Raw genomic sequence first — 22,643 nt, 5'->3', positions numbered from 1 at the left:
CATCTACGCCTCCTCCACGACGACGGTCACGTCGTCGCCGTCTTCGAGGCCGAGTTCGTCCCGGAGTTTGTCCGGCGCGATTATCTCCGCCTTCGACTCGTCGTGGTGGGTCCGTTCGGGGACGATGATGTGGGCGGGGGCGAACGAATCGTCCCCGTACTCGACCGTCGCGGCGTAGCACGTCGCCGGGCCGAACGTCCGCTCCTCGTCCTCCCAGCCGTCGATGCCGACGGCGTCGAGAGAGGCCATCGCGGCGCGGCGGCGGACGCTCTGCTCGTCGAGTTCGACGTTGAGCGTGCCGGCGAACGGCTCGTAGCCCAGCCGCTCCTCGAACTGCTCCATGTAGCCGGGCAGAGAGATGTAGTGGCGTCCCTCGCCCATCCCGCTGGTGACGGTGCCGACGAGTTCGACCGCGTCGGCGTCGCCGTCGTCGAAGATGCGGCGGTAGTCGGCGTACTCGCGTCGCAGGGCGGCCTCGCCCTCCTCGGTGAGCGACACCCACTGGCCGTCCGAGCCCACGTCGCGTTCGACGAGGTCCGCTTCGTCGAGTCGCTGGAGGCGGCGGGAGGCGGTCTGGGTCGACGCGTCGAGGCGGTCTGCGAGACCGGAGCACGAGACTTTCACGGGGCCGGCGCGGCCCCCTTCGAGCGCGACGAACTTCAGCGCGGCCAGTTCGTCGTACCCGACGGCGGTCAGAACCGATTCGGACATTACTCGAAGTTGACGGCACGAACCGATAAGTGTACCGGATGTGAGATGCGTACCAGAAATGAGATGGCTGTCGGACCGACGGTGGCGGAGTCGGATCGAACTGGGGTCGCTCGCGGCGTAAGTGCGTCGGTCGCGGCACCCGCCGTTCGCGCCCGCGCCGACGGCATCGCGAGACCGCGAACCCGGCCGACGGCGTTCGGAAAGGCCTTTAGCCGCACCTCCTGAATGGCGGGTATGTTCAGAGAACTCCGTTCGGAGGTCGAGGAGGCGGTCGAAACCGCGCTCTCCGACCTCGGCCTTCCGACCGACGACCTCGGCGTCGAAGAACCTCCGGAGGACGTGCCGGCGGTGCTCGCCTCCAGCGTCGCCTTCCGACTGGCCGGCGAGGTGGGTGCGCCGCCGCCGAAGGTGGCCGTCGACATCGCAGAGGAGATAGACGCGACGCCGTACGACTACCTCGAATCGGCCGAACCGCAGGGTCCCTACGTGAACTTCTTCGTGAGCGACGCCTACTACGCCGAGACGGTCGCCGCCGGCCGCGACGCCGACTACGGTAGCCTGCCCGACACCGGCAAGGACGTGGTTGTCGAGCACACCTCCGCGAACCCGACGGGGCCGGTCCACGTCGGCCGCGCCCGCAACCCCATCCTCGGCGATTCCATCGCCCGCCTCCTCGATTTCGCCGGCAACGACGTCGAGCGCCACTACTACGTTAACGACGCCGGCCGGCAGGTCGCGGTGTTCACGTGGGCCTACGAGACGTTCGAGGAGTCCGACCTCCCGGACCCCGAACGCGACCGCTCGGACTACGACCTCGTGCGCTACTACCGCAGGGGCAACGCCTACCTCGAAGACGCCGACGAGGAGGACGCCGCCGCCGCCGAGGAGGAGATAGCCGAGATAATGCAGGGACTCGAAGCGGGCGAGGAGGAGACGTACGAACGCGTCGCCGTCGTCGTCGACCAGGTGTTGGGCGGGATGCGCCAGTCGCTCGAACGCCTCCCCGCGGAGTTCGACGAGTTCGTCAAGGAGACGTCGTTCATCCGCGGCGGCGAGGCCGACGACGTGGTCGACCGCCTGCAGGCGTCCGAGTACGCCGTCTACGAGGACGACGCGTGGCAACTCGACCTCTCGCCGTTCGGCTTCGAGAAGAACCTCGTCTTCCTGCGGTCGGACGGGACGACGCTGTACACGACGCGCGATTTGGCCCACCACGAGTGGAAGTTCGAGAACTACGACGAGGCCGTGACGGTGCTCGGCGAGGACCACAAACTGCAGGCCGAGCAGTTGGACGCCGCCCTCGAAATCCTCGGCAACGACACGAGCGACCTCCGCCAGACGTTCTACTCGTGGGTGAACCTGCCCGAGGGCGGGATGTCCACCCGGGAGGGGACGGGCGTCGACCTCGACGACTTGCTGGACGAGTCGGTCGCCCGCGCCCGCGAGGAGGTCGAAGAGCGCCTCGACTCCCGCATCCGCGACGACGAACTCGACGAGGACGACATCGACCGCATCGCCCGGCAGGTCGGTATCGGCGCCGTCCGCTACGATATCGTCTCCAAACAGCCCACGAAGGGCATCACGTTCGAGTGGGAGCGAGCGCTGGACTTCGAGGCGCAGTCGGCGCCGTACGTCCAGTACGTTCACGCGCGCTGCCGCGGCATTCTGAACGAGGCCGAGTCGGCGGGCATCGAAGCGGAGACTGAGATCTCTCTGCTCGACACAGACGCCGAACGGGACCTCCTCCGGGTGATCGCTCGTTTCCCGGCGGTGATAGAGGAAGCCGCAGAAGATCTGGAACCGCACGCGGTCGCGACGTACGTCCGCGAGTTCGCGGAGACGTTCAACCGGTTCTACCGCGAGTGTTCGGTCCTCAACGCCGAGGACGACGACGTCGCCGCCGCCCGCCTCGGTCTCGTCGAGGCGTCGCGCCACACGGTGGCGAACGCGCTCTCCGTGCTCGGAATCGAGGCGCCCAAGTCAATGTAGACCGGGGAGCGGAAGGAGCACGCCTGGACTCGAGATAAGCGATCCCCCGAGGGCGACGACGATTGCTGCGCCCGCGCCGAGTGCCAGGACGACGAACAGGAGAACCCACCAGAACGGGACGTTCGTACTCGTGTCTGCCATACCGTCGAATCCTCACAGACGAGTAAAAGAACTTCTTGTTTCGCGCCGGAGCGTCTGACGCCGGTCGGGGCGTCGGCTCACCCGAGGAAGCGACCGAACAACCCCTTCTTCTCCTTCTTCTCGTCGTCCTCGTCCTCGTCGGTCAGCGAGGTGGTGTAGACGCCCTCTTCGCCGTCGTCGTCCTCCGGGTCGTCCGAGTCGTCGGGGTCTTCGGATTCTTCATCCCCCTCCTCGTCGTCCGCCTCGGAGTCGTTCGCGGCGTCGTCGATGTCCAAGTCGGCGTCCGGGGCGTCCTCGCCCTCGGTCGGGGCCGCCGGCGAGTCCTCTTCGTCCGCCTCGACCGCCGCCACGCCCGTCGAGTCGTCGGCGGCGTCGCCGTCGGAGTCGGTCGCGTCGTCCATCACCTCGTCGGGTTCCGCCGTCTCGATGAGGGGGTCGTCGTCCGCGGGCGAGTCGTCGTCGTCGTGGTCGTCGCGGTTCGGACCCACTTCGCTGCTCACGTCCACCTCAACGAGCGGTTCCTCCTCTGGGTCGGGGTCCGAGGCGTCCTCGCTCTCGGTCGGGTCCGCCGGCGGGTCCTCGTCGGCGTCCGCCTCGACCGCCCCCGCATCCGTCGGGTCGCCGTCGGCGTCGTGGTCGCCGGCGACGATGATGTTCTCCTCGTCGACGGGCGAGGCGTCGTTCGAGTCGCTTGTGTCGTTCGGGTCGCCGGCTCCGTCGATTTTATCTGTCGCTTCCGTCTCGTCCGCTCCGTCCGCCTCGCGCTTTCGAACCGACTCCCCCGTCAGGTCGGCCGCCAGCGCGCGGTAGGCCGCCGCGGCGGAACTGCCCGGGGCGTACGTCGTGAGCGGTTCGCCCGCGTCGCCGGCGTCCCGGACCACGTCCGAATCCGGAATCGAGGAGAGCACCGTCGTTCGCAGCGTCTCTTCGACCGCTGCGTTCTGCGGGCTGTCGGGGTCGACGCGGGTGATCACCGCGCCCGCGACGTGGATGTCGAGGCGCTCTGCGACCTGTCGCGTCTTTTCGGTGTCGCCGAGGGCGTCTCGGCCGGTGGTCGAGACGAGGAGCGCCTCGTCGACGTACGTGAGTGGGACGACGGTGTCGTTGCTGAGTCCGGCCCCCGTGTCCAGCAGCACGTAGTCGTGCTGGTCTCTCAGTTCTTCGAGCACGTCCCGCAGACCCTCGGGGTCCGCCCGGGCGAAGGCGTCGAGGTCCGGAGAGCCCGGGACGACGGTCATCCCGTGCGGCCCCTTCCGCGTCGCGTCCGCGAGGTCGACCTCGCCCGCGAGCACGTCGTGAAGCGTCGCTCCCACGGAATCGACGCCCAGCGACCCGGCGAGGTTGGCCATCCCGAGGTCGCCGTCGACGACGGCCACGGCCGCTCCCGAGGCGGCCAGCGCCGCCGCGAGATTGGTCGTCGTCGTGGTCTTCCCCACGCCCCCTTTCGCACTGACGACTGCGTACACCCGTCCCATATCTAGTCGTTCGGACACTCCCACGTCGAACATATAAAGGTATTCCGAGATACCGACGGATTCGCCGCCGCGCTCGCGGTCCGGTCAGAGGCGCACTCCTCCGTCGACCCCTCCCGTCGCTGTGGCGACGGCCCGCCACTACACGCGGATTGCGGTACTTTAACCGTCTCCGTCGTCTTGTTCTAGACAACAACCATGTCGGACACGGATACTCAAAGCGGCGCTGAGGAGAACTNCCCGCCACTACACGCGGATTGCGGTACTTTAACCGTCTCCGTCGTCTTGTTCTAGACAACAACCATGTCGGACACGGATACTCAAAGCGGCGCTGAGGAGAACTCAGACAGGAGGAAATACGAGTTCCGAAAAGTCATCGAGGAGCTCGACGACTACGAGGGGTCCGGCACGCAGCTCGTCACCATCTACATCCCGGACGACAAGCAGATATCCGACGTGGTGGCGCACGTGACGCAGGAGCACTCGGAGGCGTCCAACATCAAATCGAAGCAGACGCGGACGAACGTGCAGGACGCGCTCACGTCCATCAAGGACCGCCTGCGCTACTACGACACGTTCCCCCCGGACAACGGTATCGTCATCTTCTCCGGTGCGGTGAACTCCGGCGGCGGCCAGACGGAGATGGTCACCCGCGTGCTGGACAGTCCGCCCGAACCCATCCAGTCGTTCCGCTACCACTGCGATTCGAACTTCCTCACCCAACCGTTAGAGGATATGCTGACCGACAAGGGGCTGTTCGGCCTCGTCGTCCTCGACCGCCGCGAGGCGAACGTCGGGTGGCTGAAGGGCAAACGCGTCGAACCGGTCAAGTCAGCCTCATCGCTCGTCCCCGGCAAACAGCGCAAAGGTGGTCAGTCCGCCCAGCGGTTCGCCCGCCTTCGGTTGGAGGCCATCGACAACTTCTACCAGGAGGTCGCCGGGATGGCCGACGACCTGTTCGTCCCCGAGCGCCACAACATGGACGGGATTCTGGTCGGCGGCCCGTCGCCGACGAAAGACGAGTTCCTCGACGGCGGCTACTTCCACCACGAACTCCAGGACCTGGTCGTCGGTAAGTTCGACGTCTCCTACACCGACGAGTCGGGACTGAACGACCTGGTCGACGCCGCCCAGGAGGTGCTGGCCGACCAGGAGGTGATGAAGGACAAATCCCAGATGGAGGAGTTCTTCGAGAAACTCCACACCGGCGAGGAGGCCACCTACGGCTTCGGTCCGACCCGGAAGAACCTCATCATGGGGTCGGTCGACCGATTGCTGCTCTCGGAGGACCTCCGCTCGGACGTGGTCGTCTACGAGTGTCCCAACGAACACGAGGAGTACGAGGTGGTGGACCGACGCCACGGCGACCCCGGCCACCAGTGCACCGAGTGCGGCGAGGAGGCCGAAAAGACCGACCGCGAGGACGTCATCGAGCATCTGATGGGGATAGCCGAACAGCGCGGCACCGAGACGAAGTTCATCTCGACGGACTTCGAGAAGGGCGAACAGTTGTACGACGCCTTCGGCGGCGTCGCCGGCATCCTGCGGTACTCCACGGGCGTGTAAGGAGAGACGGACGCGAGCGGGGGAGTTAGACGCCGGAGTCCGAGCGGTTCAGCTCGTACGTCTCGGCGAGTCTGGTTCTGAGGTCTCTGACGGTCCCCGCGTCCGTCGCGGAGTCGTTCTCGTGGGCCGCGAGGGCTTCGACTACCTCCTCGGCCTCCGCGCGGGAGAGTTGCACCTCGTGACTCTGCTCGTCGCTGTCGTCGAGAAACGAGGCGAACGACTCGCCGATGTTCGAGAGACCCGTATCGTCGTCCTTGAACCCGAACTCGCGCTGGAGGAACTCCTCGACGTTGAGCGCGCGCCGTTCGTCTTGCCCCGTCTCCGTCGTCCGGTACGACGAGAGTGCGTTGATCGCTTCCCGAGCCTCGCCCTTCGATAGTTCGACCGTCGCGGTGTCTGAGTCTTCCATGTGAACCACCGTCACGGACGTTCGGCCGCCGCTCGAAAATCTCCTTCGGCCGAAGGGACCGGGGTCGAACGGTCTCGCATCACCGCGAACGGCCGCCGCAGACCGGACCACACTTGACCGACGCTGCCGTCACTCGCGAGCATGGACGAGGACCGTCAAGCCACGTTCGGGTCCGACGGGAGTCTCGACACCGAGACGCCGCCGGAAGCGCGAGAGGGGACGACCGACTGGGGCGAATCGAAGGCCGACGGCGAGACCGACGGCGGCTACAACCGCTACGACGTCTCCAGTCTGCTGCAGAAGGCCGTCCGTCGGTCCGACGAGGAGGTCGCCGCGTGGGCGGCGTGGGAACTCGCCCGGTCGGGGTACGCGTGGAACCTCTGGGACCGCCTCCACCTCTACGTGGTCGAGGACCTCCGCGCGGGGCAGGACGTCGCGCTCCTCGTCGAGCGATACGAGACGCTGGCGACCGAGCGCTGGGACCCGCAGTCTTGGAAGGGCCGCCTGTGCGCGATTCACGCCGCTCTCTCGTGCGCGCGTGCGCGTTCGTCTCGCGAAGCGGCCAACGCCGACGAGTTCTTCCGGAACGCCGCCGCGGCCCGCGCCGAGGTCCGCGGAACCGAAGCGGACCCCGCCGTCGACTTTCCGGTCTCGGACCTCGAACCCGGCGGCCCGTACGACGTCATCTTCGACAAGCACACCGCCGAGGGCTCCAGACGGGACCGCGGCGAGGGCTTCTTCAAGCGGTTCGGCGCGCGCGTCGGGCCGGACGGCGAGGACGAACAGAGCGCGCGCTGGCAGCGGCTCAACATGGCGTTCTCGGACGTCGAGTACGGGGAGGACGAACTCGACCACGCGGTCGAACCGGTCGAGGAGGGGAACCGCTGGGAGGACCCGGTGGCGTTCGACGGCGAGGGAACCGACGAGGATGCGAACGACGCGAACGCCGGCGGGAGTTAGAGGAACTGCTCGATCTGCGCCCGTCGCCGTTCGACGTCGAAGTGCGGGTCCAGCGAATCGTCCCCGGCGAGTCGGTCGAGCGTCAGGAGGACGTCGGCGCCCTCCCGTTCGGCGCGTTCGACGAGCGACTGGACGGCCGAGCGGTTGAGCGCCAGCGAGTCGAGCATCCCGAGTGCGAGGGCGACGGCAACGCCGCCGTCGCCTCGGGGGAAGTAGTCGGCCACCGCGTCGAACTCGTCGGACTCGGGCGCGTCCGCGACGGGGTCGGTCCGCAGGCAGACGGGACAGAGGCCGACGCCCGGGGCGTCGGCGGCGTACTCGCGGAGGTCGGTCGGGACGCGAGCGCGGGCCAACGGTTCGTCGCAGACGGAACAGGTCGCCATACCGAGAGGCAGACGCGCGAGTCGTGAAAGTCCGCCGGTCGGCCGGCGCCAACGGCGGGGTTTCCTCGTGCAAGCCGTACGGAAGCGGATCCCGAACGCCGTCGCTGGAGAGTCAGAGAGCAGAGAGAACCGAAACCGCGTCGGGCGTCGGCCGAAGACTCACCCGACTGCGCGAGGCGGAACTCGACTCGCGCGTCGCAGTCGCGAACGGTCGAGTCGAGTCGCGACTCAGTCGTCCGCAGGGACGCTCTCGGCGACGGACGTCTCGTTCTGTTCGGCCTCCTCGCGTTCGGCCTTCTCCTCTTCTTCCTTCTTCGCCTTGATCTTCTTCAGGCGGAATATCTCCTCGCGTTCCTGCTCTTCGAGTTTCTGTTCGATGTACTCTTTGTTCTCATAGAGGTCGGGCAGGAGTTTGAACTCCAGGGCGTTGACGCGGCGCTTCGTCGTCTCTATCTCTTTGAGCATCTTCTTCATCGCCGTCTCCACCTCGGCGGCGAGGATGATGGATTCGAGCAAGTCCTCGTAGGCGTCGGCCGCCTCGTCGATGCGAGCCGAGGAGCCGAGCAGCCCGTACCCGCGCTGGTCGAGCGACTTCTTCACGCGCGAGGATTCGATCTGCGGGACGACGACGCCCATGATGTTCTTCGACTGGGTGGTTATCTCGGGGTGCTCTTTCAGCGCCGCGGCGGCGCCGCGGACGGCCACGTCGCCCTCCATCGCGCGGGCCATGTTGATCTTCGATTGGGCCGTCTCGTAGTTGCCGTTGAGTTCCGAGCGGACGTCCTGCGCCTGGTCCAGGATGTCCATGAACTCCATGATGAGACCGTCTCGCTTCTGTTCGAGCGTGTCGTGACCCCGCTCGGAGAGCTCGATGCGGTCCTCGATCGCCATCAGGTTCTTGCGAGTCGGTTTGACGTCTTCGGCCATCTTGCGGGAAACTTGTGGACGGAGGAGGTTAATCCTTTTCAGTCACTCCAAGTGACGCACCGCGACCCGACGCGAACCGCCCTCACCAGAGCCCCTGAACCCGGTCCAGATAAGAGACCACGACGACGCGCGGGAGGGTGAGCACGGGCGCGACCCACGCGAGAAGCGCATCGGGGTACTAGGTTCGCCTCCCCGAGGAGAGCGGCACCGACGACGCCGACGCCGGCGAGGACTCTCGTGAGCGAGTCCGACCGCCGAGGAAGTCACTCGAAAGGGGGAAAGAAGAAAAATCGAACGGGAGAGTCCCGTCAGTCGGCCGTAACTTCCTCTTCGGTCTCTTCGCGGTAGTGCTCCTCGATGAGTTCCTCGTCGATGCGGTTGAGTTCCTCTTTCGGGAACTCCGAGAGGAGGTCCCAACCGATTTCGACGGTTTCGTCGATGGAGCGGTCGGTGTCGTAGCCCTGGTCGACGAACTCCGCCTCGAAGCGGTCGGCGAAGTCGAGGTACTTGTTGTCGCGTTCCGAGAGCGCCTCGCGGCCGACGATGTTCACGAGGTCGCGCAGGTCCTCACCCTCCGCGTACGCCGCGTACATCTGGTCGGAGATGTCGGCGTGGTCCGCGCGGGTCAGGCCCTCGCCGATACCGTCGTCCATGAGACGGGAGAGCGACGGCAGCACGTTGACCGGGGGCTGGACGCCCTGACTGTTGAGGTCGCGGTCCATCATGATCTGCCCCTCGGTGATGTACCCGGTCAGGTCCGGGATGGGGTGAGTGTCGTCGTCCCCCGGCATCGTGAGGATGGGAATCTGCGTGACCGACCCTTCGCGACCCTTGATACGGCCGGCGCGTTCGTACAGTTGCGCCAGGTCGGTGTACATGTATCCGGGGTAGCCACGTCGGCCCGGGACCTCCTCGCGCGCGGCGCCGATCTCTCGCAGCGCCTCGCAGTAGTTGGTCATGTCCGTGAGGATGACCAGCACGTGGTAGCCCTTCTCGAACGCGAGGTACTCGGCGGTCGTCAGGGCCATCCGCGGCGTGACCGTCCGCTCGACGGCGGGGTCGTCCGCGAGGTTCATGAAGACGACAGAGCGCTCCAAGGCGCCGGTGCGCTCGAAGTCGTCCATGAACTCGTTGGCCTCCTCGGCCGTGATGCCCATCGCGCCGAAGATGACGGCGAACTCCGAACCGTCCTCGCCCTCGTCGGTCGCCTCCTCGGGAACGGTCGCCTGACGGGCGATCTGAAGCGCGAGGTCGTTGTGCGGCAGCCCCGACCCCGAGAAGATGGGGAGCTTCTGCCCGCGAACGAGGGTGTTCATGCCGTCGACGGCGGAAACGCCGGTCTGGATGAACTCCTCGGGGTACTCGCGGGAGTAGGGGTTGATGGCCGCGCCGACGATGTCGTGTCGCTCGTCGGGGACGATCTCCGGCCCGCCGTCGATGGGCTGACCGGAACCGTCGAGGACCCGCCCGAGGAGGTCCTCGGTGACGGGCATCTTCATCGTCTCGCCCAGGAAGCGGACGGACGCGTTCTTGTCGATGCCGGTGGTCCCCTCGAACACCTGGATGGCGACGACGCCGTCGGTGGATTCGAGAACCTGACCGCGCAGGGTCTCGCCCTCCGGCGTCTCTATCTCGACGATTTCGTCGTAGCCGATCGGCTCGTCGACCTCGGCGAACACCAGCGGACCGCTGATCTCGGATATCGTTTGATACTCTTTCATCTTAGTACAGCTCCCGCATCTGCGCTTGGATGTCGTCTCGCAGGTCGGCCATGTACTCCTTCCAGTCATCCTGGACGGCCATGCGATTCAGCCGCGGCGCGGCGTCGATATCGATGATCTCTTCGACGGGGACGCCGGCTTCGAGCGCTTGGAACGCCTCGTCGTTGAAGTGATGGATGGTGGTGAGCATGGTGAACGTCTTCTCCGGCGAGCAGTACATGTCGTTCGGGTTGAACGCGTTCTGCTGGAGGTACGCCTCCTTGAGGTAGCTCGCCACTTCGAGGGTGAGCTGTTGGTCCTCCGGCAGCGCGTCCTTGCCGACGAGCTGAACGATCTCCTGCAGTTCGCCCTCCTCGTCGAGCACGTCGACCGCCCACTGGCGTTCGTCGGGCCACTCGGGGTCGACGTTCTCCTGGAACCACGGGTCGAGCTGCTCCTTGTAGAGCGAGTACGACTCGTTCCAGTTGATGGCCGGGAAGTGACGCCGTTCGGCGAGGTCGGCGTCCAGCGCCCAGAACGTCTTGACGATGCGCAGGGTGTTCTGTGTCACCGGCTCGGAGAAGTCGCCGCCGGGCGGCGACACCGCGCCGATTGCGGAGATGGTACCCTCGGTACCGTTGATGTTCTCGAACGCGCCGGCGCGCTCGTAGAACTCCGAGAGGCGTGCGGAGAGGTAGGCGGGGTAGCCCTCCTCGCCGGGCATCTCCTCCAGCCGCGAGGAGATTTCGCGCATGGCCTCGGCCCACCGGGAGGTGGAGTCGGCCATCAGCGCCACGTCGTACCCCATGTCGCGGTAGAACTCCGCGATGGTGATACCCGTGTACACGCAGGACTCGCGGGCGGCCACCGGCATGTTGGACGTGTTCGCGATGAGCGACGTCCGGGCCATGAGCGGGTTACCCGTCGAGGGGTCTTCGAGTTCCGGGAAGTCGTCGATGACCTCCGTCATCTCGTTTCCGCGCTCGCCGCAGCCGACGTAGATGATGATGTCCGCGTCGGCGAACTTCGCGAGACTGTGCTGCGTGACGGTCTTTCCCGACCCGAACGGGCCGGGAATCGCGGCCGTCCCACCCTTCGCGATGGGGAACAGGCCGTCGAGGATGCGCTGTCCGGACACCAGCGGCGTCCGGGGGGTCATCTTCGTCTCGGAGGGTCGGGCCTCGCGGACCGGCCACTCCTGGCGCATCGTTATCTCCTCGCCGTTGTCGAGCGTCGCGATGGGCTCGGTGACGGTGTAGGAGCCGGATTTGATCTCGGTGATCTCGCCGCCTTCGACGTCGGGCGGGACCATGACCTTGTGGTCGATGGTGACCGTCTCCTCGACGACGCCCAGCACGTCGCCGGGTTCGACCGCGTCGCCCTCTACGACCTCGGGCACGAACTCCCACTTCTCGTCGAGTTCGATGCCGGGCGCGTCGACGCCGCGGTCGAGGTACGGGCTACCCATCTTGTCTTCGAGGACGTCCAGCGGGCGCTGAACGCCGTCGTAGATGGTGTCGAGCAGGCCGGGACCCAAGTCGACGGTCAGCGGGTCGCCCGTGTTCTCGACGGGTTCGCCGGGAGCGACGCCGGATGTCTCCTCGTACACCTGAATCGTCGTGATGTCGCCCTCTATCTCGATGACCTCGCCCATCAGGCCTTCGTCGCCCACGTAGACGACGTCGTTCATCCGGGCGTCGAGGTCTCGGGCGCTCACCACGGGACCACTCACGCTTGCAATAATGCCGTCCTCGCGGACGGTCTGTTGTGTCTGACTCATGTTAGTCTTCGTCCTCCTCCATCAGGTCGATACCGATGGCGCGTTTGATCTGGTCTCTGAGGCCGCCTGCGCCCGCGCCGCCGCCGAGGGTGACCAGCGTCGGTTCGATGCTGGTCTCGACGGACTGGCGGACCTGCCGGGAGAGGTCGTCGAGGTCGTCGTTGTGCATCACGATGATGCCCACGTCCTCGTCCTCCAGCGTCCGGCTGACGGCTTCGTCGAGCTGTTCGTCCTTCTGTTCGTCGGGCACGTTCTCGAACTTCCGAACCCCCGCGAGTCGGAACCCGGTCGTGAAGTCCGAACTGCCGATGACGGCTATCTCCTGACTCATTGGATGACCAGCTCCTCCTCTATCTCCTCTTCCGACAGGCCGGCTTCGCGGCCGCGGGCGATGGCCCGGATGTTGTCCACCTCTTGCTCCTTCGCGAGGATGTACGAGATGACCGGACTCACCGACAGCGGGTAGACGTAACCGAGGCTGTCAGCGTACTCGAGCAACGCACTCTCTAGTGCGCGCTCGAAGCCAATGAGACTGTTTACCGATTCGATGTCGTCGAGCGCATCGGAGAGGTCGTCGCCGTACTTCGAATCGCGTATCTTCGAGAGGAGTTCGGTGGGGTTCTGCGAGAGCGTTACGAGCTCCGAAGCGGAGAACAGCGACCCGCCCTCGATGTAGTATTCGGCGGGGTCGATGTCCGCGCCGCTTCGCGCGAGGCGGAGCGCGTTCCGGGCGTTCCGGAAGTCTATCTCCGCTTCGAGGTACTCGCGGTACTGCTCGGTCGACTCGTCGACCACGAGCCCTTCGAGCAGGTTCTCGTAGTAGGCGCGGTCGATGGCGTTCTCGAGGGGGACGAGCACGTCCGTGTCCTCGTAGTCCTCGTAGGCCTGTTCGAGCCCCGCGTCGAACATCGTCCCGTCGAGGCGGTCGACGACTTCCTCGATGGTGCCCGCGTCGAGCAACCGGTCGATGAAGCGGTCGTCGAACTCGCCGGCGCGGATGAGGTCGACGTCGACCGCGTCGTGGTCGATATCCGAGTAGATGCCGCGGATGATGGTCTTGACGTTCCACGCGTCGAACTTGCGCAGGTAACGGGCGATGAGGTCGTACAGCCGACCATCGGCCCACTTGAGGATGTCGTTGAACTGCTTCGCGAGGTTGCGGTTGAGCGCGAACTCGATGAGGTCGACGCCCGAGTACCGCGACCCGAGCGCGTTTATCTCCTCTTCGTACTCCGACTCCTCCATGAAGCGGGCTATCTCGGCCGGCCCCATCCGAACCAGTTTCCGGTAGTCCTCGTCGCTGAACAGTTGGCTCTGCCGCGACCGGACGCGGGCGTTCACGTACTCGGGGTTGGAACCGCCGGCGGCACTCATTGGTCGAACAGTCGGGCGCTCACTTCCTTGAGGTTGTCCTCCCAGACGCTCTCAAGGACGGAGTCGAACGTGTTGTTCACCCGGACGCGCGACTGCGTGCTCTCGACGACGACGCCGCCGAGACAGTCGTAGCTGTCCCCGTAGCTGTAGTCGTCGTACTCTTCGAGGATATCTTCGAGGAGCGCTTTGTCGGCGGCGCGGCCGTGGACGACGACGTCGTTGCCGGCGTCGAACTCGTCGGCCGCGTCGTCGAGTAGCGAGCGGGTGAGCGTCTCGCGACGGTCACCGGAGAGCGAGGCCAGTTCCGATTCGACTTCCTCGCGGACGTCCTCGAGGACGTCTCGGCGCGCTTCGAGGCGCTTCTGTTTGGCTTCGAGCTTCGCGCTCGAAAGCGCCTGCTCGCGCTCCTGTTTGACCTGACGTTCGACGTCGGTCTTGCGCGATTCTCGAAGCTCCTGAGCGTCGGATTCGGCCTCCGCGACGATTTCGGAGGCCCGTTGCTCTCCGTCCTCGCGAATCTCCTCCGCACGCGCGCGGGCTTCTTCTCGTATGTCTTCGACGACGTTATCCAAACTCATGTGGTGGAAAGGGAGGGGGTTGCTTTAAACGATGAACACGACGACCAGCGCGAGGATGACGAGCGTCTCCGGCAGGACGGTCAGGATGAGACCGTTGACGAAGAGGTCGTTGTCCTCTGCGATGGCGCCCATCGCGGCGGCTCCGATACCGCGCTCTGCATACCCCGCGCCGAAGGCCGCGAGACCGACCGCGAGAGCGGCGGCGGCGGGTGCACTGATAGCCGGGCCGGACGACTGCGTCTGAAGTAGGATGTTTTCGAGCATTTGTGTTGTGTCCTCGTAGTACCGGATTGCGTCTCCGAACACGCCTATGTCACCGGGGGCATCTCATAAAGCTTCCCAAACCGATTTCGCAAAACGGTGAGAAGGGGCCTCAATACGCCCGGATAATCGCAGAAATACCGAGCTGATTCGGTTGGAGCCGAACAGATAAAAAGAAACCGAGTCGCGGCGAACTTTGGCGGGAAAAGGTGGGCGTTTCTATGGTGCCGCGTCGGCGGCCGCGCCGTCACGTGTGACCGAGAGCTATCGTGTTGCTGATGAGCGCGCGAGTCCCCCGCTTGAGTCGCCCGCCGAGCGCCTGCTGGCTGATTTCGAGCTCTCCGCTGATGTCCCCCAAGCGCACGTCGGTCCCCGGCTCGAAGTATCCGGCTTGGTAGGCGAGTAGGAGCGCCTCCCGCTGTTTGTCGGTCAGACCGTACAGCGCCCGTTCGCGGTTCTTGCTGTTCGAGAGCCGACGGACGTCGATAGGGAGGTCCTTCTCGCGACAGGCGGTCTGAAACCGCGTGAACGTCTCGCGATCCGCCGCGACGGTCCTGAACGTCCAGTCGCCGCCGTCGGTGCTCGCGTGCAGCACCGCGACGTCGTGCGCCTGCAGGGCGTCGAGCAGGCCGTCGACCCCCGAGGTCCACTCCACTCGGTACAGCGTTTGCCCGGTCACGCCGTTGAGTCCGATGAGTTCGTCGACCTGGGGCGATTCAGTGACGGCCGCCTCGAACGCCTCGGCGTCGTCGGTCTCCGCCCAGAAGAAGGGAACTAACGACTCGCCGGTGGGGACGAACTGCGTGAGTTCGACGTAGCCGACGTGGTCGACGTCCAACACCCGTCCGAGGACGAACGCCTCCCGCGGGACGGTGAAGTCTAAGAACGCGGTCATCGCGCCTCACCTCGCGCCGCGCCGCCGTCGACGCTGACCTCGGCGCCGACTCCTGTACCGACCCCTGTCGAGTGCGTCCGACGGGGTCGTCGAAGCCCGGTACCTGCCCGTAGCGTCCGCAGTAGCGTGGTCTCGTACATGGTATCAGTCGTCGCGGAACGCGTGTGGTCGGTTATGCGTCCGTTCCGCCGGGAGTCCGGCGGGCGTGACTGGGTCCCATGGTCACGGCGAAAGCGCACACGGGGAATTAGTTGTTCCAATCAGGACATATTCTCCCCGACTGCAAAAGTGTACTGGCGAGTGGGGGACCCGTAGTCGAGGAAAATGTCGCAGCGGGGACGGGCGGACGAAAAGCTATCCGTCTGCCGCCGAGCGCGTGGCGGAATCGAATCGGTCCATCGGGGGCGAGCCCGTGAGTGAGTGATTCTCAGTGGGAACGCGCCGAGTGACTCGCCTCGATGGACGGGGCCCACTTCTCGAAGAGATACCCTCAACGCACGGGTTGTGTGCGAGAGGATTTTTTACGTCCGCGCGGCGGCGAACGGGTGACCGACGGGACAGGTGCGGGAGAAAAAAGCCGAGACGAGGCGAGCGCCTCAGTCCTCGGTGGTGAACTGGCGGTCGTAGCCGAACGGTTCGTAGTCGCGGCCGCCGCCCTCGTAGAACTTGTTGAAGAACTCGACGTACTCGAGACGCACGGCCTGCAGGCCGGCGCTGGTCACGCCGAGAGCGAGGACGACCAGGTGCCCGAGGACGAGGACGAGCAGTCCGAGGAGGACCGTCGCCGCGCCGCCGTGGACGAGGCCGGGGAACAGCACTTCGACGACTTCGTGTCCGTGAGACATATCCCCGACGTGGGGCATGTGATCGAGCCCGAAGTGCCACTCGTTGCCGTGTTCTCCCTCGGTGGCGTAGACGCCGAAGAACAGGAGGTTGACCGTGAAGGCCATCCCCGCCTTGGCGAGCAGCACCGCGGCGATACGGGTGTACGAGAGCACGTTCACGAGCACGTTCAGGAACTCGACGACCTCGATTGGCTCGCCGACGGCGAGCAGGACGAGACCGAGGAAGAAGACGCCCAGTCCGACCCACCCGACGATAGCGGGGAACCCGCTGAAGCCGAGCGGTAGGACGCCTTCTGCGGAGAACGTCGTGTAGAGGAACTCGGGAGACGTGCCTCTGAGCACGTCCGAGAAGATCCAGATCCACAGGCCGTTGAGCATCAGGAGCCACGAGCCGCTCTCGTAGACGGCGTGCTTGAGGTCGTGGAGTTCGAGGTTCTCGAAGAAGTCGAATAGCCACCCGATGTTGAGGTGGACGATACCGACCATGACGCTCACGGTGAGCCACCCGAGCGCCCACTCGGAGGTGGCCGGCGAGAGACCCTTCTCGATGGGGGCGTGCGAGAGGCCGACGACGCCCTCCCAGAAGTACGTCGCGACGAGGTGCAGTCCGAATATCTCGCCGTAGAGGATGCCGAACAACGTCGTGAACAGGCCGGCGGCGATGGTGATACCGCCCATGCTCTTGAACGCCGGCCGGTCGTCGAACTTCGACCACAGGAACAAGCCGATGGCGGTGTAGATGAGCCCGTAGCCGAGGTCACCGATCATGAACCCGAAGAACGCCGGGAACGTCAAAAAGAGGATGACCGTCGGGTCGAACTCGTAGTAGCTCGGTCGGCTGACCGCCTGCACGAGCACCTCGAACGGCTGGACCGGACCGGAGTTGTTCTGTATGGTCGGCGGTTCGTCGTCGTCCATGACGACCGCACCGCCGTCGGAGCGAGCGTTCGACGAAGTCGCGCTCACACCGCTCGCGTGACCGCCGTCGGCACGCGCGTCCGCTGCCGTCCCGCCGTCCGCGGCGGCCGGCTTACCCGAACCGCCGCCGCCGGCGGCCGGGTCCTCGCGCACGTGGTCGGTTCCGTCCCTCGAGAACGTCGCGCGCTGGAGCTCCTCGACCTCGACGCGTTCGCCGACGTTCTCCTTCAGCGCGGCCTTGAACTCGGTGAACCGCTCGGTCGGAATCCAGCCCTCGGAGACGAAGGCGTTCTCGGTCGTGGCGAACGACAGCGGCGCCTCGGTCTTCTGAACGTCGATGGAGAGTTTCTCCTCGGCCGCGAGGAGAAAGCCCGCCGCGTCGAGCTTCATGCTCGACAGTTCGTCCTCGACGGATTCGAGCTTCGAGGAGATCTGCTGGTGTTCGTGTTCGAGTTCCCGGATGTACTCCTGCGGACTCCCGCGGGCGTCCGGGACTTCGAGCGTGGCGAAGTCGGCGCTGACGAGGGCGTCGGTGAGCGCGGAGTCGTCGGCGCCGGACGCCGGTCGCGCGAACACCGCGAGCGCGTCGTCGCCCTCGAATATCTCGTAGTCGACGAGTTCGTCGGAGTCGACGATGGCGCGCTCTATCGCCTCGCGCTTCCCTCGCCCGACGGCGACCTGAATGGAGTCGTATCCCGACAGGAGGTCGAGGTCGATACCGAGGTCCTCGAACGGTTCCATCGCCTCGGTGCGCTCTTCGATCTCGCGGAGGTCCTGACGGAGCGCCTGTCGCTCGTCGTCGAGTTCGTTAACCCGCGTGCGGATCTCTTCGAGTTCGGCCTCCAACGCGTCGTCGGTGACGATGCGGGTCGGCCCCGCGTCCTCCTCGTCGACGTCGAGGATGCTCTCGAGGGACCGAACCGTGACGAGTTTGTCCGAAGCCGTCTCGGCGCCGGCGGCGGGGTCGCCCGGGTCGAAGCCGTCCCACGAGTTGTCGTACTCGGTCACGTGAAGCAGATTGAGGTCGTGAACCGTCTCGATGACGGGGTCCATCACGCGCTTGGACCCGGTCACGGAGACCTTACTCATCTGTTCAGGTCTGAGCATTCACCGCCTCCTCGAACTGGTCGATCGTGTACTCGACCGCCTCCTCCACGTTCGATTCCGCGTCCCTGATGAGCCGTTTGCGCTCCGATTCGCCCTCTTGGAGGACGGCCTGCCGCTCCTCTTCGATCTCCTCGCGAGCCTCCTCGAGACGCCCGGACTCGTACTCACGTGCCTCCTCTTCGGCTTGTTGACGGATCTCTTCGGCCTCCTGACGCGCGTCGGCGATCCGCTCCTCGCGGTCCGCCTCAGCCTCCGCGACGATATCGTCAGCCTCGGATTCGGCCGTCTTGATCCGTTCGAGAACCTCTGGTCTCGGCATACTCGTATCGTCAGAAAGTTGCGCCACCGCCGTATAAGGTGTTTGCGGAAACCTCTCGCGGCGGCACGGGCGTCCCGACCGCCTCTCGGACGAATCCGCACGGTTATCACCGCCCGGTTCGAACGGCTCGACGATGGGAGTCCTCGAGAACAAGTCACGGGCGCGCCTGTTCTACAAGTACCTCTCGAAGGTGTACGACCGGATCAACCCCTTCGTCTGGAACGAGGAGATGCGCGACGAGGCGCTCGAACTCCTCGATATCCAACCCGACGACCGCGTCCTCGACGTGGGGTCCGGGACCGGGTTCGCCACGGAGGGACTCCTGCGGTACACCGACGACGTCCACGCCCTCGACCAGAGCATCCACCAGATGGAGAAGGCGTTCGCGAAGTTCGGGCGGAACGACCGGGTTCGCTTCTACCGCGGCGACGCCGAGCGCCTCCCCTTCAAGGACGACTCCTTCGACGTGCTGTGGTCCTCGGGGTCCATCGAGTACTGGCCCAACCCCGTCGACGCCTTAGAGGAGTTCCGCCGCGTCGTCGAACCGGGCAACCGCGTCCTCGTCGTCGGGCCGGACTACCCGGAGACGGGCCCGTTCCAGTACCTCGCCGACGCCATCATGCTGTTCTACGACGAGCACGAGGCCCAGCGGATGTTCGAGGAGGCCGGCTTCGTCGACATCGAACACCACATCCAGCAGGCCGCACCCGGTACGCCGCGCGCCATCACCACCGTCGCGCGGGTGCCGGACGCCGACGGCGGAGACGAGGCGGACGCCGGCGCCGAAGCCGAAGTCGAGGCCTGAACACGGCCGCGACGGAGACTCGACCGAGACGACGAAACGGGCGTTCGCCCGCAACCCTTCTCCCGCGCGCTCGCGGTCGATTCGCCGGTCACGCCGGCGCGCTCACCGACGCCGTCAGCGTCGCCAACGGACGCGACGACGACCCCCGGTAGAGCCGAACCGTGACGGTCCGGCCGGGTTCGAGTTCGGGGTCGTTCGTTCCCGCCACCGCGAGCGTCGCCGTCTCGCCCGCCGACCACGCGCCGTCGTCAGCGACGTTGAACGGACCGGTCGGACCCGAGCGGAACCCCCGGGCCGCGAAGAACGGGAGCGGCGGTTGGAACGCCAGCGGTTCGCCGTCGACGGCGACGCGGAGTCGGAGCGTCGACGCGTCGAGCGTCGGACCGCGCTCGTACGTCACGGCGAGTTCGTCCCCGGTAGCGGACAGCGAGAACGCCGTCGGGGGGAGGCCCGACCCGACTCCGGCGGCGGGGCCGGGCGACGCGTCGGGAACGCCGCGGAACCCCGTCGAACCCGGGTCGGCGGCCGCGGCGCGAGCAGACGCGCCGGCGACGAGCGCGTCGCTCGCCGCCGCCACGACGGCGGCCGTCGAGAGAACGAGGGCGACGAGCAACAGCGTCGCGACGACGGGGGAGAGCGCGCGGTCGGTCACGGCGGGCGGTGGCCGCCCGTTCGGATAAGAAGATTCGGACGGGCGGGTGCCCGTCAGGCGGTCGGGCGCCGTCCGGGCGTCAGTCGTCGGACGGGGACTGCGCGGCCTGCGACGCGGTGGCGTTCGCGGGTTCGCCCGCCGCCGTCTGGTTGACGAGCGGGGGGGCGTCGGGCCTGACGGTCAGGACGACGACCGAGTTGCCCCTGATGGCGGTCACCTGATAGGTCCGTCCGGGCGCCATCGTCCACAGCGTCCCGTCGTCGCCCGTCTCGCCGACGACGGCGCTCTGTCCGTTCTGCGGGCCGACGGTGATTCGGGCGTTCGCGGGGCGGCCGGTGTCGGTCCGGTTCAGTTGGATGCGGACGGGACCGCCGGCGTACGTCTGGTGGGCGGTGAGTTCGAGGCCGTCCTTCACTGCGCCGTCGGTGGGCGTCGTCCGAAGCGTGTCGAGCGGTCGGTACTGGAACTCCTTGAACACCTGCTTGGAGCCGCTGTCGACGAACGCGTACAGCTGTCCGCGTTCGTGCTGGATGCGGACGAGGACGCTGTTGTCCCCCTGCCGCGTGCCGGAGACGCTCGTTCCGCTCTCGCGCAGCCCCAGCGCGCTGATGTGTGGGTACGCCTGCGTGGTGTTGTTGAGGGCCTCGTCGAGGGTGATGATCCCGGTGCCGCGCGCTCTCAGGTCCTCGCGGTACGCCTCGCGGACGTACGTCTCGTTTCTGATGGTGGTGGCGACGACGCTGTCGGAGCCGGTCTGGAGGAAGAAGCGCGTGCTCTCGGCGTCGCCCTGCAGGACGCTGACGGCGTGCTGTCGGACCGGCCCGGTGAACGTGTCGAGTTCGCGTTCGAGCGTCGCGGACCGCGACTCGACCGAAAGCCCGGACATCGACTCGGCGAATGCGTCGATTCGCTGTCTGCGCTCGTCGAGCGCTCGCGCCTCCAGGTCGATAACGGCGAGGCGGACGAGGAACCGCCGCGGCGTTATCTCCCCCGCACCGTAGGCGCTGATCGCCGCCTGCTGTCTCGACCGAAGCGAGATGATGCGCTGTTCGATGGTGGTCAGTTCCTGGAGGATCACCTGCTGTCGGCGGTCCTCGGTGTCGGCGGACTGAATCCGCTCGACGGCCGCGAGCGTCTCGATGGTCAGCTTCGTCTCGTTGTCCTCGAAGGCGAGCGCCGGGCCCAGATCGACCGTCCGCCCCTCCAAGGAGCTTCGATTGACCCGATCCGGCGGAATCCCGAGCACGTGGAGGGTCGCGTTGCTCGCCGTCTCGTTCGACGCCAGTTGCGTCGCCGGCACTCCGACCTGCGTCGGCGCGTTCGCGCCGGGGGCTCCGATGGGTGCCGAGTCAGGGGCGATATCGGTCGCCGATGGGACCGGCGCCGTACCCGGCGCCGCCGCTCCGACGACGGTCGAAAGCACGAGGACCGCGACGAGCACGGCGGGGAGGGCTCTCATATCGAACACGTACTGCGGACGACTACTAAAACGTCTTGCTCGTCGAAACCGCCGAGCGGGCGGTTTTCTCGGCATGGAAAGGGTTTTGAGCGCTCCACGTCCAACCACCAGCAAATGCGGATACCCGCGTTGGCCGTAGCCCTCCTCCTGGTGCTCTCCGGTGTCGTCCCCGCCACCGCGGCGGCGGTCGGCACTGAGAGCGGCGCCCTCCGGGTCGAAGAGACGGGGTCTGCCCCCAGCCCCCAAGTCGACGGGCCGTTCGACGGCGACCCGCAGACTGTGGTACGAATCGACCTCCGCGATAACGGCAACGCGAAGTGGCGGGTCGAGATGCACTACCGGTTCGACTCGCCGAACGAATCGGACGCCTTCAGGCGTCTGGGCGAGGAGTACGTCGACGGGAACGCCGACGTCGGCGTCCGCGGCGAACTGTTCGAGCGAATCGCTTCGCGGACGAGCGAAGCGACCGGACGGGACATGGAGATTCGAAACGCGACGTACGACTACAGCCTCGACGGAGAGGCCGGGACGGGAACGCTCACCGTCGAGTTCGTCTGGACGAACTTCCTGCGGCAGATGGAAGACGGGAATCTCGCGCTGGGGGACGCCTTCCGACTGCCGAGCGAGTCCTCGGGAGAGCCCCACTCATGGCTGTCGCTCCTGGGCGAGGACCAACGGTTGTACGTCGAGACGCCGCCGGGGTACGCGACGGATACCACGAGCATCGAGGTGCTCCAGCGGAACAACGCCCTCATCCTTGACGGGCCGTCGACGTTCGAAGGGGAGGACGCGTTGGTCGTGACGTACCGGCCGACGAACATCACCGACCCCGGCGGAATTCCGTGGGACCTCGTCGTCGGCGGCGGCATCCTCGTCGCGTTCCTCATCGCCCTCGCCGCGGTCGTCCTCCGCTGGCAGTCCGACTCCGGCGCGGGCGCTGGCAGCGGTCGCCCCGGCGACCCGACGCCGGAGGCGGGCGGCGGGACCACGAACGGCGGCGTCGACGCCGCGGAGTCGGTGACGGCCGGCGAGACGGGGACCGAGTCGATGTCCGACGACGAGGATGCTGCCGAAGCGGCGGAACCCGAGGTGGACCTCTCCTTGCTCTCGGACGAGGAGCGGATCGAACGCCTCCTCGAACGGAACGGCGGGCGGATGAAGCAGGCGACCATCGTCGCGGAGACGGACTGGTCGGACGCGAAGGTGTCCCAACTGCTGTCGGCGATGGCCGAGGAAGGGCGCGTCGACAAACTCCGCCTCGGTCGGGAGAACCTCATTTCCGTGCCGGACGAGACCGACGACGACGGGAACGGGAACAGGAGCGGGAACGGAAACGAGGAGTAGCGTCCGGCGGGCGAACAGCCGTCGGTTCCGGTGAGGGTTCCGAAAGGA

22 protein-coding genes are annotated in these 22,643 nt (G+C 66.4%); 5 read left to right on the top strand and 17 right to left on the bottom strand.

Features of this window, described 5'->3' with window-relative positions:
• Positions 1–3: 3 nt before the first annotated feature.
• Positions 4–711 (bottom strand): DUF120 domain-containing protein, encoded by a 708-nt coding sequence (locus C474_RS11475; protein WP_008386941.1) that lies wholly within the window; start codon positions 709–711, stop codon positions 4–6.
• Positions 712–945: 234 nt separating this feature from the next.
• Between C474_RS11475 and argS the strand changes: the two genes are divergently transcribed.
• Positions 946–2,700: an arginine--tRNA ligase gene (argS, locus tag C474_RS11470; protein ID WP_008386939.1), complete on the top strand. Its 1,755-nt coding sequence runs from the start codon at positions 946–948 to the stop codon at positions 2,698–2,700.
• On the opposite strand, the gene C474_RS22630 is transcribed toward argS, so the two are convergent.
• Together C474_RS22630 and minD are read right to left on the bottom strand one after the other, a co-directional pair.
• Entirely contained in the window at positions 2,692–2,841 is a 150-nt protein-coding gene (locus tag C474_RS22630) for a hypothetical protein (protein WP_169330567.1), read from the bottom strand. The genes argS and C474_RS22630 overlap by 9 nt on opposite strands.
• 77 nt (positions 2,842–2,918) lie before the next feature.
• Positions 2,919–4,316 carry a cell division ATPase MinD gene (minD, locus tag C474_RS11465; protein ID WP_239640418.1) on the bottom strand — a complete coding sequence of 466 codons (1,398 nt, stop codon included), beginning with the start codon at positions 4,314–4,316 and terminating at the stop codon, positions 2,919–2,921.
• A 300-nt stretch (positions 4,317–4,616) separates the two neighbouring features.
• Here minD and prf1 point away from each other — a divergent pair, with 300 nt between their 5' ends.
• Positions 4,617–5,879, top strand: a complete 1,263-nt coding sequence (prf1, locus tag C474_RS11460) for a peptide chain release factor aRF-1 (protein WP_008386936.1) — start codon at positions 4,617–4,619, stop codon at positions 5,877–5,879.
• Positions 5,880–5,904: 25 nt separating this feature from the next.
• Here the strand turns inward: prf1 and C474_RS11455 are convergent, their stop codons facing one another.
• Entirely contained in the window at positions 5,905–6,288 is a 384-nt protein-coding gene (locus C474_RS11455; protein WP_008386934.1) for a hypothetical protein, read from the bottom strand.
• A gap of 141 nt (positions 6,289–6,429) precedes the next feature.
• On the opposite strand from C474_RS11455, the gene C474_RS11450 reads away from it, so the two are divergent.
• Positions 6,430–7,248 (top strand): hypothetical protein, encoded by an 819-nt coding sequence (locus C474_RS11450; protein WP_008386933.1) that lies wholly within the window; start codon positions 6,430–6,432, stop codon positions 7,246–7,248.
• Here the strand turns inward: C474_RS11450 and C474_RS11445 are convergent.
• From C474_RS11445 to ahaH, 11 genes are all read right to left on the bottom strand, one after another.
• The gene (locus C474_RS11445; RefSeq protein ID WP_008386932.1) at positions 7,245–7,631 is read right to left on the bottom strand and encodes a DUF6276 family protein; all 387 of its coding nucleotides are present in this window, start codon (positions 7,629–7,631) and stop codon (positions 7,245–7,247) included. The genes C474_RS11450 and C474_RS11445 overlap by 4 nt on opposite strands.
• Positions 7,632–7,859: 228 nt before the next feature.
• On the bottom strand, positions 7,860–8,558 hold the full coding sequence (locus C474_RS11440) for a V-type ATP synthase subunit D (protein WP_008386931.1): 699 nt from the start codon (positions 8,556–8,558) through the stop codon (positions 7,860–7,862).
• Between the two features lie 308 nt (positions 8,559–8,866).
• Positions 8,867–10,279 carry an ATP synthase subunit B gene (locus C474_RS11435; protein WP_008386930.1) on the bottom strand — a complete coding sequence of 471 codons (1,413 nt, stop codon included), beginning with the start codon at positions 10,277–10,279 and terminating at the stop codon, positions 8,867–8,869.
• A gap of 1 nt (position 10,280) precedes the next feature.
• On the bottom strand, positions 10,281–12,038 hold the full coding sequence (locus C474_RS11430; RefSeq protein ID WP_008386929.1) for an ATP synthase subunit A: 1,758 nt from the start codon (positions 12,036–12,038) through the stop codon (positions 10,281–10,283).
• 1 nt (position 12,039) lies between these two features.
• Positions 12,040–12,369 (bottom strand): V-type ATP synthase subunit F, encoded by a 330-nt coding sequence (locus tag C474_RS11425; RefSeq protein ID WP_008386928.1) that lies wholly within the window; start codon positions 12,367–12,369, stop codon positions 12,040–12,042.
• Positions 12,366–13,412 carry a V-type ATP synthase subunit C gene (locus C474_RS11420; protein ID WP_008386927.1) on the bottom strand — a complete coding sequence of 349 codons (1,047 nt, stop codon included), beginning with the start codon at positions 13,410–13,412 and terminating at the stop codon, positions 12,366–12,368. Before C474_RS11420 ends, C474_RS11425 begins: the two co-directional genes overlap by 4 nt.
• A complete protein-coding gene (locus C474_RS11415; RefSeq protein ID WP_008386926.1) occupies positions 13,409–13,990 on the bottom strand; it encodes a V-type ATP synthase subunit E in 582 nt (193 codons plus the stop codon). The genes C474_RS11420 and C474_RS11415 overlap by 4 nt, the downstream gene beginning before the upstream one ends.
• Before the next feature lie 24 nt (positions 13,991–14,014).
• Complete coding sequence (locus C474_RS11410) at positions 14,015–14,254, bottom strand: hypothetical protein (protein WP_008386925.1); 240 nt, start codon at positions 14,252–14,254, stop codon at positions 14,015–14,017.
• Between the two features lie 244 nt (positions 14,255–14,498).
• Positions 14,499–15,146 (bottom strand): helix-turn-helix domain-containing protein, encoded by a 648-nt coding sequence (locus C474_RS11405; protein WP_008386924.1) that lies wholly within the window; start codon positions 15,144–15,146, stop codon positions 14,499–14,501.
• A 596-nt stretch (positions 15,147–15,742) separates the two neighbouring features.
• The gene (locus C474_RS11400) at positions 15,743–18,016 is read right to left on the bottom strand and encodes a V-type ATP synthase subunit I (RefSeq protein WP_008386923.1); all 2,274 of its coding nucleotides are present in this window, start codon (positions 18,014–18,016) and stop codon (positions 15,743–15,745) included.
• Positions 18,003–18,335: an ATP synthase archaeal subunit H gene (gene ahaH, locus C474_RS11395; RefSeq protein WP_008386922.1), complete on the bottom strand. Its 333-nt coding sequence runs from the start codon at positions 18,333–18,335 to the stop codon at positions 18,003–18,005. Before ahaH ends, C474_RS11400 begins: the two co-directional genes overlap by 14 nt.
• Positions 18,336–18,468: 133 nt before the next feature.
• Between ahaH and C474_RS11390 the strand changes: the two genes are divergently transcribed.
• Positions 18,469–19,140 (top strand): methyltransferase domain-containing protein, encoded by a 672-nt coding sequence (locus tag C474_RS11390; protein WP_008386921.1) that lies wholly within the window; start codon positions 18,469–18,471, stop codon positions 19,138–19,140.
• Positions 19,141–19,228: 88 nt separating this feature from the next.
• On the opposite strand, the gene C474_RS11385 is transcribed toward C474_RS11390, so the two are convergent.
• Positions 19,229–19,792 (bottom strand): archaellin/type IV pilin N-terminal domain-containing protein, encoded by a 564-nt coding sequence (locus tag C474_RS11385; RefSeq protein WP_008386920.1) that lies wholly within the window; start codon positions 19,790–19,792, stop codon positions 19,229–19,231.
• A gap of 79 nt (positions 19,793–19,871) precedes the next feature.
• Positions 19,872–21,251, bottom strand: coding sequence for a DUF7096 domain-containing protein (locus tag C474_RS11380; RefSeq protein WP_008386919.1), 1,380 nt, complete (start codon positions 21,249–21,251; stop codon positions 19,872–19,874).
• Positions 21,252–21,365: 114 nt separating this feature from the next.
• On the opposite strand from C474_RS11380, the gene C474_RS11375 reads away from it, so the two are divergent.
• A complete protein-coding gene (locus C474_RS11375; protein WP_008386917.1) occupies positions 21,366–22,595 on the top strand; it encodes a helix-turn-helix transcriptional regulator in 1,230 nt (409 codons plus the stop codon).
• Positions 22,596–22,643: the final 48 nt, after the last annotated feature.

Source organism: Halogeometricum pallidum JCM 14848 (assembly GCF_000337095.1).
Taxonomy (GTDB): domain Archaea; phylum Halobacteriota; class Halobacteria; order Halobacteriales; family Haloferacaceae; genus Halogeometricum; species Halogeometricum pallidum.
The sequence above is the reverse complement of the archived record's forward strand: the minus strand, read 5'-3'. Positions and strand labels throughout refer to the sequence as shown.